Consider the following 13,474-nt stretch of genomic DNA (forward strand, 5'->3'; position numbering starts at 1 on the left):
AGATAGTATCACCATACAAAATGTTTTTCAACAGTTAAATTAGAGTAAAATTAAATATTTTAATCTATTCTAAGAAAAATACTTATGTTTAAAGCTCAATTATCAGCTTTTCACCAGCATCTGTTTGATATTCTCGATCATGATAAATAAATTTAAATTTTCCATCAGTGAGGACTGAAAAATGAGTATGAGTTACATGAACATGGACCTTTGTCTTGTGCCAAACTATCGAATATCTTAAAGAATTCCACGTACTAGGAATATGCGGTTGAATTTTAAGTTTGCTTTGGACAATTCGTACACCGCCAAATCCCTCCACAACTACTTTCCAAATTCCTGCCAAACTTGCCATATGAATTCCTCTAATCGAGGACTGCATATTCACTCCCAGATCAGTCTGACAACTCTTTTCGAAGTAATCAAAAGCCTTATCATAAAGTCCTAAATCATTGGCCAAGATGGCATGAACTGGATAGGATAATGACGAATCATGAGTCGTCTTAGGTTCATAGTAATTCCAATTTTCCATGATTGTATCTCTAGTAAAATCATTTTCAAATAACAGCATTAATAGAACCACATCTGCTTGTTTAGTCACTTGAATCTTATCCAATTGTTTCAAGTCAAAATCCTTAAAAATCTCTGAAGTATTATCGGCTTTTTTATACTTTTCGACATTGATTTTCTTGTATGATAAATAATCATCATCTTGTGGGATCAATCCGTTTTCATCGGGTTCTGGTACATAGAGTTTTGAAGCTTTAATAATCAAATCTTTTAGGAGCCTTTTCAAGTTTAGTTTAATGTTAAGACGCTCATAGTCATGGGGATTATTTTGACGAAGATCAATAATGATCTCCGCACCTTTTTTCATGCACCAATGAGCCAAGTAATTAGTAAAAGCATTGTTTGATGAGTGTTCCTTATATTCATCTGGACCGATGACGTCCGTAATTTCATACCGATTCTTATCTGCATTCCATTCAACACGACTATCCCAAAATTTGGCACATTGTAAAATTATTTCATAACCCATTCGTTTGGCAAAATCTTCATCCCCGGTAGCAACTAAATATTGTGATACTCCAAAGGCTACGTCACTAGTAACGTGTTGCTCAGTATCACCAGAAAGAATTTTCATTGGTTCACCGGTTATAATATCCGCACTGCCCCACAAAGGTGCAGATTCAGCATCCGTTGGCATGGCAGCTTCCCATGGATATTGGGCGCCTTTATAGCCGCCCTCATGGGCTTTCCTTTTGGCACCAATCAATCCCAAATAACGATACACCAGTAAGTTATAGGCATAGTGTGGCATATTAAACATGAAGAACGGCAACATGAAGATCTCGGTATCCCAAAAAGCATGACCTTTGTATCCTTCACCCGTCATCCCCTTAGCACCAATATTCATTCCAAAATCATGTGGCATATTTGCGACCAATTGATACCGAGCATAATTAATGGCTATTTGTGGTTTATTATTGTGTGATGAAATTTCTACCATACTTTTTTGCCAAATTTTTTCATCCCATACCTTGCTAGATTCATCCAATAAAGTTTGATAAGGAAGTCTCCCAACACGCTTTAATTCTTTCAAAGAGTCCTCTGATACATTAACTTCCAAATCTTTATCTTTACTAGAAAAGACCGTAGCATATTTAACAAATCTCAATAATTTGCCCTTTTCAACATCAACTGAATAGTTAGCACAGACCCGTCGCCGATCAATTATTAGGTGAGGATTCAGCGTTAATTCTGAATCCTCTAAAAATAAACGGTGATATTCAGTCAAAGCAAACTTAATTTTTGATTCTTGAGTTTGTGTCTGCATTTGCACAAAACGAGCATTGAAAAGACGTTTACTCCCCTCCAAAAAATGTTGTGCTCCACTATTAGTTTGTTGTCCATCTATTCCTGATTTAATTTGTAGACGAATGTTATTATTTAATGGTGTAATTGACACTTTGGAAACAAATAAATGCAAGTTATGCATCGAAACAAACCTTTGAAATTTAAAATGTAATTTACACTCGCCGACTTGCCAATCAAATGAACGAATTATTTCACCATTTTTCAAATTTAAACCACGTTGATAATTAGTGACTTTTCCATGATTTAAACTCAATACCCGATCATTAACTATTATTTCGATATTAACAATGTCCGGCAAATTGGGCAGTTCCGTCGCTTCGCCTTGTAACTTATCGAAACTTCCTAGAACAAACATATCTCGTTTTTCATTCAAATAATTTTCTTCTAAGGTTCCACGAATACCAAAATAACCATTTCCCTGAAACATCAAAGATTCATATTTACTAAGATTTTTCGTATCAGGGATATTACTGCCGATCCACCAATCATTGTCTGGTTTAGTAGCAACTCCAAATAACATCATGAATCATCTCTTTTAATTGTTATTTGTTTAAACATATTATAAATCTCACGCTAAATATACTATAAAATATATAATAATCAACAAAAAAGATTCGGAACGTAAAAATCCCCATGTAGGCAACCATCTTGATGGTCACTGCATGAGGATTTCTTCAATTACTTCATTAATTTATTCAAAACAACTCGATAAGTATTAGGCATAGTCCGGGCAATCATAACCATACTGTGATCAACCACGGAATTATAATATCTTCTCTTCGGATGGGCATCTGTTGCGGCATGATAAAATACCTGGGCTAAATCTTCAGATGTTGCTCCAGTACCTAACTTAGAAAAGAGCTTCTCTACTTTATCAACTAATTCATCATAGGGCGAATTATCCAACAAATTCTTTCTAGCATTTTCAAAAGCAATTTTACTCCATTCAGACTTAGTTAAACCAGGCTGAATAATGATTGAACGGATTCCAAATCTCTTCACCTCAGAATCCAGTACATCACTCCACATATTCAAACTAGCCTTAGTAGCATGATACCAACCACCTAAAGGACTATAAACATTAGCTCCAATAGATGAAACATTGATGATACGACCAGAATTTTGACGACGCATAACCGGTAAAACTAATTGCGTTAGCTGTCCAACTGCAAACAAGTTGACGTCAAATTGTTTTTTAGCATTTTCAATGGGAACTTCTTCCAAAGGTCCATACTCGCCATAACCTGCATTATTGATCAAAACATCAATTCTTCCCTGCTCGCTGACAGTTCGATCAACTAATTGTCGAACTGAAAATTTATCGGTCACATCCAATTTCTGTGTATGAATTCCCTTTTCTCTTAAATCTGTCAATCTTTCTACACGTCTAGCACCGCCATAAACTTCAAAACCTTGCTGTTTAAAATATAAGGCTGCCGCACGTCCCATACCAGATGAAATACCAGTAATAATCGCAACTCGTGTCATAAAAATTCCTCCAAGCTTATCAATAAATTTATTTTAACTTATTAATCGAATTACGCATTAAAAAATCAACTTACTCTTGAATTTCTACAGGAATCTCTATATCGACACTATTATTAGCAGAAACTTGATATTCTTGACCATGATTAATAAAGGAAATATCATCACCTATTACCGATACCAATGTTTCCTCATGATTAGTTTTAACTTGGACTAAATTACCTTGCCAATTTATTTGATATTCCAAACTATGCCACTGTTCTGGCAAATGGGGCTCAATTCTCAATTTGCCATTATCAATTCTGACACCACCGAATCCTTCGACCGTCATATTCCAAACGCCACCGCAAGCAGCCATATGCAATCCTTGAACAGCCTTACCAATATGGACACCCAAATCTGTTTCACAGGCTTTCTCATAAAAATCATAAGCTTTCTTGTCATATCCTAAGTCACTGGCTAAAACTGCATGCGTCGACAAAGACAATGAAGAATCGTGTGTTGTTTTTGGTTCATAATAATTCCAATTGCTACGTTTGATCTCATCACTAAATGAGTTCTCAAATAAATAGATTAATAATAAAACGTCAGCCTGTTTAGTTACTTGCATTTCATTAATTTGAGTTAAATTGTAATCTTTAAAAATATCACTGACTTGATTATTATTCTGATATCTCGTAACATCAATTTTCTTCTTTAACAAATAACCATCGTCTTCAGGAATAACTCCTTGCTCGTTAGGCTCAGGAATATAAATCTTATTGATTCTTTCAATCCAATCCGAATAGACTTCAACCAAATTCATTTTTTGATTCAAATTTTCATAGATATCAGGTCGGTCTTCTTTTAAAAGGTTAAAAATTTTAATTGCCTTTTCGATACACCACTTAGCCGCATAATTAGTAAATGCATTATTATCAGCGTGTTCCTTGTACTCATCTGGTCCAATAACATCATTAATCTCATAACGATCTTGTTTTTGATTGTACTCTAATCGACTATTCCAGAATTTAGCAGCATCAAGAATTATTTCATAACCCATTTCTTCGGCAAATTTACGATCATTAGTAGCATTGAGATATTCCATAATTGCTATAACAATATCGCTAGTTACATGTTGTTCAATAAACCCCGACCATATCTTCATTGGCTCTCCCGTAATAATATCAGCACTTCCCCACAGAGGTGCGGTTTCTCCATCACTAGGCCATGCTGCCTCCCAAGGGAATTGGGCACCTTGATATGAGTTATCTCGAGCTTTTTTATGAGCTCCAGCTAACCCTAAATATCTGTATTTTAGAAGATTACGAGCAATCTTTGGCATTGTAAAAGTATAATATGGTAACATAAAAACTTCCGTATCCCAAAAAGTATGTCCTTTATAGCCCTCGCCAGTTATACCTTTAGCACCGATATTCATTCTTGAATCACGAGGCGTATTAGCTGCTAACTGATATCTCACAAAGTTGATAACTACTTGTGGTCTTATATCGTCAGCATCGATCTTGATGTAATTTTTCCGCCAAATATTTTTTTCCCAAGCTTTGGCAGACTTTTGTAAAAGTTCATTATAGTTTGATAGAATATTACGCTTTAACTTCTGTACAGATACCTTCGTCAAATCCATGTCCTCGTAACCACGATCAATACTTGAATAAAGATTAGAATATTTTACTAAGGTAAACTTTTGATTACCGTTCAAATTAAGATCGTAATTGCCAAAAATCTGACGACGTCCCATTTTAACGTACGGCTTATTATTCAATAGAACTTCATCTACATAAGCTTTATGAAGAGTATTAAAAACAAATTTAATATGTGATTGCTGGCTTTCCTCTGTTAATTGAAGAAACTTACCTTCGTAAAGACGTTTGTCGCCTTCCATCAAGTGCTGGGTTTCACTGTTTGACTGTTGTCCATCAATTCCTGAACGTACTTGAATATTTAAATTATCTTGATCAGAGGTTATTTCTACCTTAGAAACTAATAGATGTTTATCTTCCATTGAAATAAATCTTCTGAATTTGAAGGTCACCCGCTTACTGTTGATTATCCAATCAAACTCACGTACTAACTCTCCATTTCGTAAATTTAAATATTTATGATAATTTTCAACCTGACCATTTTGTAAATTCAACTCTTCACCGTCTATTTTAAATTCCATATTCAATAGATCCGGCAAATTAGGCAATTCAGTTACTTCACTTGGAAATTTATCAAAAGTCCCGGCGACAAACATATTACGTCTTTCATGCAACTGCTTTTCTTCAGATACTGCTCGAATACCAAAATATCCGTTACCTTGAAACATTAAAGTTTCTATTTTATTGATCATCATTGGATCAAAATTATCGGTTCCGATATACCAACTGTTTTTCTCATCTGTATCTACGCAAAATTTCATTTCTCATCATCCAATCAAATTAATTTCGCCTCAATACTAGTAATGTCAAAAGATGTTTAAACTCCCTCACAAATATTGTAAACGTTTTTACAAAAATGTGAAAGAAATCACTTTTAACCAAGAGAAAAAAGACCATCTCACAGTTGAGTTGATCTTTTTATGAATATATAAATGATTATTAAATTTATTTTTTATATGAAAAAATAAGCCTTCTGGCTTTATTTTATTTTTTCATTTAATTTCTATTACCGTTTTCTTGAAGATTCTTTAAAATTAATTCACTTAATTCCTTCAAATCAATTCCATACAAATCCGATAGTACAAACAGCAATTCACCATCGATAATCTTATTTTTGTCGGTTTCAATAGCACTCAAAACTGAGGTTGATGTTGAAAAGTTGTAATTCTCACGAACAGTATCAACAACTTGCTGCAAAGTTAGTTCTTTAAAGAATCTCTTAGTACGTAAATATCTTCCAATTGTCATCATACGCCAAATACAACCTATACCTTTCATATATGATATTTTAACCTAAAATATGAATTTTTCCAAAAAAATATTGAAAAATTTGTGATTCTAGCTTAACATGAACTTGTTCCTAAATTAAGGAATATAACTTGAATAGGGGATTCTACTTATTATGCACAACAACCAATATCTTAAAGCTTACTTTACCCTGAAAAACGTCAAGCAGAGTGACATCGCCAAACTGCTTAACAAATCCATTTCTACGATTCGTCGCAAAAATGACAATCTGGGATTTACTCAGAAAGAAATTTTGCAAATCCATAATAAATATAATATTCCTATTGAAGTATTCTTCTACGACAATACTGAGGAAAAAGATAGCAATAAATTCTTATAGAAACCTTAAAAAGGAATATTGTTAAGTAATATATTTTATATAAATGAAAACTTATTCTATCATCAATCCGATAAAAATTACATATTTACATACATGAAATATTGTCAATCTTAAAGTCCTACAAAGCTGGGTAATTTATTAAAAAATTCAATTTGAGTGAAAATAAAAAGTATTCTATTAGAGAACAAATATGTCTCTGATAGAATACTTTTTTACCATTATTGACTAATATCTTGTTGTAATTGATTCAATTCACCATCATTAGATAGTTTTTGGTACTGTTGATAGGCTTGATACCAGTTACCATCACTAATAGCCGATCTCAAACCAGAATAGTTGTCATTTGAAAAAATTTCTTGTGCTGCTTTTTGAGATTGTTCCTTCGACAATGAAGAAGAATCTGCGATCAGATTAGCAGCTTTTTGTTGATTATCGGCAGCTGACATAATTTGAGACATCTTTTTATCACTCAAAGCTGATGCTGCACGGTCAATTTTTTTATCTCTAGTTGGATCACCATTCTTTTTAGATTTTACTTTCTTTACTAATTCAGACTTCACGACCTTGTCACTAGCTGTATCATTCCCCGTTACATTACGAATTGTATTATTCAATGGAAAGAAGAATACTACACACAATACTAAAATCACCACTATAGAAAGAAGTGTAATAATCAAAGGTTTTTTATTTTTTTTACTGTGACGCATTTTACCACCCTTTTTCTCATGGATATATTACCACTATCACGTTCGGATAGTATGCCATTAACTAAGCATTCATTCAATCATTTTCAGTAACTAAATATTCATAGATCATTATGAAAATAGAATTTTATAAAAATAGAAATAAGAAATTACATTTCAATTAATCTTTTTAAAATCTTTTAATTTTTATATCTTGAATATTAATTTAAAATTAATTATAATCTAAGATAATCAATGGAAATATTGATTGAAACAAGTTTTAATAGTAAGAGTAAAATTAAATCATCCATTGCCTATTTCCTTACGAGATGGCCAATGAAAGTCCATTATCTAAATCAATTAGTTATCCCTCACATTACACACACATAAAATGACTAATTAATTTGATAAAACCTCAAAAAAATCGGAGCTTTTGGATAATTCCCAATCCAAGTGCTTCGATTTTTATTTATTATTCAAAAATTCTTTTAATTGAATATCATTTCCGTTATATTTTAAACCATCAGTTACTTCACTACCATGAGCTAATTCTTTCACTGAAGTCATTGATTCAGAAATTGGTGAACTAACACTAGTTGTAAAGGGAATAATTTTTTTACCTATAAAGTTATATTTTTCAAATAACGTGTGAAAAATCATTGGAACTTGTCCACTCCAAGTCGGATATCCAAGATAAATCGTATCGTACTTATCTAAATTAGCAATTTTTGTTTTAATTGCTGGATGGATCTGATTTTCAAATTCCTTTTGAGCAATTGGAACATAATTACTATATCCCACTGGATAGGGAACTTGTGGCTCTAGCCTTACTATATCGGACTTGATAAATTGATGAATCTTTTCTGCAGCACTTTTAGTATTATTTGAAAGTGAAAAATAAATAATTAAATTTGCCATTTATATACACCTTATTTTCTTATTTAAATTCATCTTAAACCCTAAAGTTAGCTTTAGTACAAGTACTATTTTCTGTAATTAACAGATAATTTTGCAAGGTATGATATGCTTGTTATATAAATAACTTAGGAGATGTTTTTTAGAATGGATATTGAACAAGACCCTGCGTATCAGCAGATGGTAAATGGAGAACTATATTTAGAGTCAAAACCTTTAGCTGATTTACGTAATGATGTACGTAATAAATTAATGAAATACAATTTGATCACTGACAATGATGAACGTAATTCTAAGATCAAGAGTTTAATGAAGTCAGTTGGTAACCGCTTCTTCGTTGAACCAACAATTTACTTCAGCTATGGAACAAATATTACGATTGGTGATCATTTCTATGCTAATCACGATGTTATGCTTTGTGATGAAGGTAAAATCACAATCGGTAATGATGTTAAATTTGGCCCTAAAGTTGGTCTCTATACTCCTCAACATCCCTTAGATCCAGCCGTTCGTCGAACTGAAGCTGAGAGAACTTCACCTATTACAATTGGAAACGATGTCTGGGTCGGCGGTAGCGCTAGTATCCTACCTGGTGTTACTTTAGGAAATAACGTTATCGTTGGTGCCGGATCTGTTGTCACTCATTCATTTCCTGACAACGTCATTGTTGTTGGTAGTCCAGCTCGAATTCTACGTGAAAATAAACCTGTAAAAAAAGATTAAAAATAAACTTTATGAAAAAGACCCTAATGACTTTTTATAGCCATTAGGGTCTTTTTCATGCAAAATAAATTTTAGAATAATTGCTATCTATCTAGCTTTACGGCCAATTCCTAAATCATCATGTGAACCCATTTTATCATTGTGGGCTAGACGAACGATAAGATCAGCTACACTACCACGGGCAACTTGATCGTCAACTGGCAACTCACCATCATGAGTTACTTCGTAATTATCAGTATCTTTTCCATCGTCTAACCAACTAGGACGAACAATTGTATAGTTCAAATCAGAATCTTTGATCAAATCAACAACCTGTTTATATGGTGCCAAAAGTTTCTCATCCGTCAAATTACCTGATGCACCATTAGTTACTGGAATTTCATTGTAGATGCCCATTGATGTAAGGAATAACAAACGCTTAACTCCCTCTTTATCCATTGCATCAACAATCTTTTGGATCAAAAGTGATTCGTTGCTATCTAGTGATACTAAAACCACATCAATACCCTTCATCGCATCATCCAAAATCTTCTCGTCAATAATGTCTCCTTGAAATACACGTTCACGTTTTTCATCAATTGTTAATAATCCCGTATAACGCGCCATCAAAGTAATATTATCATCAGTTTTGTCCAAAAAATATTTAGTAGCAAGTTCTCCCATTGAACTTGTTGCTCCAATAATCAAAACATTTGCCATTGTTACTCTACCTCCGATTGTTTTACTTCGCTTTTACACGTCTATCCTACCCCTTTATCAAAATTCTTGCTGGAACTCTTCGTTTACAAAGCGTAAAAAAATAAGCCACCAATATATTTAAATATCGGTAACTTATCTTTTTAGCTTAGTACAAAATTGCATTCATACTAGGATAACGATTGTCATCTTGGGTATAAAGAACTCGACAATTGATTTTATTCATTAAGGATTTAATCAGTAATTTATTATGCTCTACTGAATATGAACTTCCATCGTTAAACGAAACTAATGATTTAACATCCCGATTGTTTAAAGCAAAATCAATAATATTTAAGTCGTTTACAACTCGATTTTTTTGACTGGCTACTTGTACATCATGTTTAACTTTTTCAATTCCAGCAGCTCTTTCGAAGGCGAAAAACTCATTCACTCTTTCGGATAATTCCGCATGAGTTAAATTAGCAATTGAACCGCGTATGATTCCTCCGATATAACTACTATTTTCATATGAATTTAAGTAAACATCTAACGTTTCTGGTAAGCCTGTTAATACAAAGGTATATCCTAATTCATGATGCAATTCACTAAGTTTCTTGTCTAAATATTGGTAATAAATGGTTTGATCCTTTTGTTGTTCTTCAGCTTTCGATCGGTGTCCATGATAAGTTGCATTCAGTCCACCATACGAACCGGAGTTTAGATTGGAGTTGGCATCAAAGTCTGAATAGTAATCTGAAAACTTAGTGTACATCCCCGCTAATTCAACTTCTTTTAGGCTATCAATATCAAAGATATTAATTCGATCACGACTTATATTGAGTAGATAATCCGGACGTTGCATATTTTCCTCAGGTAGTAAGAGATCTTGAACCAAGAAAGTACTACCAACGTGTTCCTTAGCCAAAACTGTATGTTCCATTTCACAAATTTCCATGGATTCATTATTGGCAAAAATCAATAAAGCTTTTTTGGCATTGTTCCATAATTTTCTATCAAGGGTTAGTGCATCTAATTTTTCAACAGCGTGATTCCAGTCCCGACGTGGATAGTTGTATTCTAAATCTTTTTTGACGTCCTTTAGAAGATTTTTGTAGGTGAGCAAATTACTCTCAGCCTGAGGAGTTTCCGGATGAATCGGTAAGATAATGCTGATTTTTGGTTCTAAATCGGAAGTTAAAAGTTTCATTAAGTTATCGTTTTTCAATTTCATAGTCCATCTCCTTATCTAAAATCTTATCGTTATCATTAGTATGCTTTTATATTAGCATGGTCAATATAAATTGTCTAATTTTATATATTTCAAATTCAGATCCATGTACAGTTCGTTCTTAGTATTAATACTCATTATTTGTTCCTCAACGAATTTTATTCTCTTGTACCACTAATTGTTAGCCAATTCTTAAAAACCCCTGCAATGGACTTTAAAGGACCTTCTGCTATTGCTAGATTAATTAATATTTTTAAATAAAAAAGTCAGTAATCCATATTGAATTACTAACTTTTTATTCATATAAATTTATTCCACTTACTCTAGCCTTGTGTAGGGTTATGGAAATGAGATGGTGCTGTATCTGGCATTGCATTTAAGGTCTTCATATCTTCATCACTAATAGTAAAGTCCAACTTAGTATTAGCGATGATGTGTTCCTTATGAACCGCCTTTGGTAATGGCAATACACCATTTTGAATAACAAACTCAATTGCCAATTGTGGTACGCTGACATTATATTTTTCAGCAATCTTTAAAACATCTTTGTTGTTGATCAATCCACCCGTAGCAAGTGGTGAATAGGCTTCAACTAAAATATCATTCTCTTTAGCAAATTCAGTGATCTTAGGTTCTGTAAAACCAATGTAGTATTGAATTTGATCAACCATAGGTTTAACAGTTGCCGTCTTTAAAACATTTTCCAAATCATGAACGTTAAAGTTAGATACGCCGATTGCCTTAACACGTCCGGATTGATAAATCTTTTCCATAGCGCGCCAAACTTCAACGTTACCTTCATCATAATTAGCGCCAATCTCATCCCATGGCCATGGAGCGTGAACTAGATAAAGATCTAAATAATCTAAATCCAAATTTTTCATAGTTGTTTCAAAATCTTGTAAAGCACCATCATAAGTCTTAGTTGAGGCAGGCAACTTCGATGTTACAAAAAGATTCTCACGTTTAACACCTGAATCTTTAATACCTTGACCAACTTCTTTTTCATTCTCATAAACGAGTGCTGTGTCGATATGACGATAGCCCGTTTCAATAGCATCTCTGACCGCTTGTCGAGCCTGACTAGCAGGAATCTGCCAAGTACCAAAAGCTACCTTAGGAATTTTAACACCATTATATATGTCAAAAGTATCAGTTAATTTTGTCATAAAAACGCTCCTTCCATTTATAAGAAGATTATAAAGCTTAGAGTTAGCTCTAAGTCAAACATTTACTTTAGTTGATCGTATGAAGTCACTTCTGTCATTTGGTTTGATCGTGAATTCAAAGTTTTCTGCATCCAAGTTACATCTAACCAACGATTAAACTTGAAGCCAATTTTTTTGAAAGTTCCGACTTTTTGATAACCGAATTTCTCGTGAAATCTAACGCTGTTGGAATTTTCTTCAGTAATACATGCCATTAGATTGACTACACCTTGTCGTTTTAATATATCCTCTAGTGTTTGATAAAGTCTTGTCCCCAAACCATGTCCCTTGTAATCTCTGTCAACATATATACTGGCTTCAACCGTCCATGCATATGCAGCCCTAGGACCATACAAGTGAGCATAGGCATAACCTAATATTTTTCCATTATCATCTGTAGCAACTAGATAAGGAAATTTTTCAGATATATCACGAATGCGCTGTTTAAAATTTTCAACAGATGGAATAACAGTTTCAAAAGTTATTGTCGTATCAGTGATATATGGAGCATAAATATCTAATAATTCTTGTGCATCATCTTCTGTAGCATATCTAATCTTTGTCATTCAATCTGCCTTCTCTTAATAGATTTAATAAGTGAATATTATAGACTAATCAAAAGTTGATGGCATGATTTTTCAAAACTCTTAGTTAATAAAAAAAGACCAATGCAAGATAATTACATCAGTCAACATATAGCCATTTAGTCTTAAATCTCTGAACTTTTCTTCTGTTTAAAGATATTGGTTCTGATCCAAGGAATAACCCAATAGTCCAATCCAATCTTACCTGCATTGAATCCAGCAATAATAATGAAATATTCTAGGAAAATATATTCAGGGTTAACTGAAATAGCTCCGGCCAACATATATGAAAAGTTCATCATTAATCCAAAGAATACAGCTGCTGTTGTTAAACAACCGAAGATTAAACCTAGTCCAACAAGAAATTCACCCCACGACACCATCAAACTCATTCCTTTATAGTGAGGCAATATAGCGCTCAACATGTCATTGAACCAAGGATAAAGTACTTTACCTGTAGGACCTTTAACTGGATTTTTAATAGCGTTACTAAGTAAGCCCTTTACAGCACCAGATGCACCGCCAGTAATCTTTTCCCATCCGGCCATCGTCCATAAGACACCTAAATAAATTCTAATAATAGCTAAAATAATTGAAGCAACTTTATTGGTACGTAAAAATTTTACCATAGTAATATTTCCCCCTTTCTCTATAGCTCTTTACTCCTTCATTATACTTCCAATTTCACCAAACGATGTTGTTTTAGACTATATTTGTAGACCCATTTTTTAAATGCACAAAAAAAGGAATCAACCATTTGGTTGATCCCTTATCATTAGCGTGGCAGCTCCCTATCCTCGCGGGTAGTTTCCCACCAACTACTTT

The 13,474-nt window shown here is 33.3% G+C and carries 13 protein-coding genes; 2 read left to right on the forward strand and 11 right to left on the reverse strand.

The window, feature by feature from the left end; translation table 11 throughout:
- Positions 1-88: 88 nt before the first annotated feature.
- The 4 genes from LAB100_RS09475 to LAB100_RS09490 all read right to left on the reverse strand — a co-directional run bounded on the left by LAB100_RS09475 (position 89) and on the right by LAB100_RS09490 (position 6,254).
- On the reverse strand, positions 89-2,398 hold the full coding sequence (locus LAB100_RS09475) for a glycosyl hydrolase family 65 domain-containing protein (RefSeq protein WP_119327280.1): 2,310 nt from the start codon (positions 2,396-2,398) through the stop codon (positions 89-91).
- A gap of 155 nt (positions 2,399-2,553) precedes the next feature.
- On the reverse strand, positions 2,554-3,363 hold the full coding sequence (locus LAB100_RS09480) for an SDR family NAD(P)-dependent oxidoreductase (protein ID WP_119327281.1): 810 nt from the start codon (positions 3,361-3,363) through the stop codon (positions 2,554-2,556).
- Between the two features lie 70 nt (positions 3,364-3,433).
- Entirely contained in the window at positions 3,434-5,764 is a 2,331-nt protein-coding gene (locus LAB100_RS09485) for a glycoside hydrolase family 65 protein (protein WP_119327282.1), read from the reverse strand.
- A 235-nt stretch (positions 5,765-5,999) separates the two neighbouring features.
- Positions 6,000-6,254: a RodZ family helix-turn-helix domain-containing protein gene (locus LAB100_RS09490; RefSeq protein WP_126322036.1), complete on the reverse strand. Its 255-nt coding sequence runs from the start codon at positions 6,252-6,254 to the stop codon at positions 6,000-6,002.
- Between the two features lie 151 nt (positions 6,255-6,405).
- On the opposite strand from LAB100_RS09490, the gene LAB100_RS09495 reads away from it, so the two are divergent.
- Positions 6,406-6,630: a helix-turn-helix domain-containing protein gene (locus LAB100_RS09495; protein WP_119327284.1), complete on the forward strand. Its 225-nt coding sequence runs from the start codon at positions 6,406-6,408 to the stop codon at positions 6,628-6,630.
- A gap of 218 nt (positions 6,631-6,848) precedes the next feature.
- Here LAB100_RS09495 and LAB100_RS09500 read toward each other — a convergent pair whose 3' ends face one another.
- The gene (locus tag LAB100_RS09500; protein ID WP_119327285.1) at positions 6,849-7,337 is read right to left on the reverse strand and encodes a hypothetical protein; all 489 of its coding nucleotides are present in this window, start codon (positions 7,335-7,337) and stop codon (positions 6,849-6,851) included.
- Positions 7,338-7,778: 441 nt separating this feature from the next.
- Positions 7,779-8,231, reverse strand: a complete 453-nt coding sequence (locus tag LAB100_RS09505; protein WP_119327286.1) for a flavodoxin — start codon at positions 8,229-8,231, stop codon at positions 7,779-7,781.
- A gap of 144 nt (positions 8,232-8,375) precedes the next feature.
- On the opposite strand from LAB100_RS09505, the gene LAB100_RS09510 reads away from it, so the two are divergent.
- Positions 8,376-8,951, forward strand: coding sequence for a sugar O-acetyltransferase (locus LAB100_RS09510; protein ID WP_119327287.1), 576 nt, complete (start codon positions 8,376-8,378; stop codon positions 8,949-8,951).
- A gap of 87 nt (positions 8,952-9,038) precedes the next feature.
- On the opposite strand, the gene LAB100_RS09515 is transcribed toward LAB100_RS09510, so the two are convergent.
- From LAB100_RS09515 to LAB100_RS09535, 5 genes are all read right to left on the reverse strand, one after another.
- Positions 9,039-9,650 (reverse strand): NAD(P)H-binding protein, encoded by a 612-nt coding sequence (locus tag LAB100_RS09515; RefSeq protein ID WP_119327288.1) that lies wholly within the window; start codon positions 9,648-9,650, stop codon positions 9,039-9,041.
- 145 nt (positions 9,651-9,795) lie between these two features.
- Positions 9,796-10,860, reverse strand: a complete 1,065-nt coding sequence (locus LAB100_RS09520; RefSeq protein WP_119327289.1) for a baeRF8 domain-containing protein — start codon at positions 10,858-10,860, stop codon at positions 9,796-9,798.
- Positions 10,861-11,180: 320 nt separating this feature from the next.
- Positions 11,181-12,026, reverse strand: a complete 846-nt coding sequence (locus tag LAB100_RS09525; protein WP_119327290.1) for an aldo/keto reductase — start codon at positions 12,024-12,026, stop codon at positions 11,181-11,183.
- Positions 12,027-12,088: 62 nt separating this feature from the next.
- Complete coding sequence (locus LAB100_RS09530) at positions 12,089-12,631, reverse strand: GNAT family N-acetyltransferase (protein WP_119327291.1); 543 nt, start codon at positions 12,629-12,631, stop codon at positions 12,089-12,091.
- Between the two features lie 143 nt (positions 12,632-12,774).
- Complete coding sequence (locus tag LAB100_RS09535; RefSeq protein ID WP_119327292.1) at positions 12,775-13,278, reverse strand: DoxX family membrane protein; 504 nt, start codon at positions 13,276-13,278, stop codon at positions 12,775-12,777.
- Between the last annotated feature and the right edge of the window lie 196 nt (positions 13,279-13,474).

The sequence above is a fragment of the Companilactobacillus musae genome (assembly GCF_003967595.1).
Classification (GTDB): domain Bacteria; phylum Bacillota; class Bacilli; order Lactobacillales; family Lactobacillaceae; genus Companilactobacillus; species Companilactobacillus musae.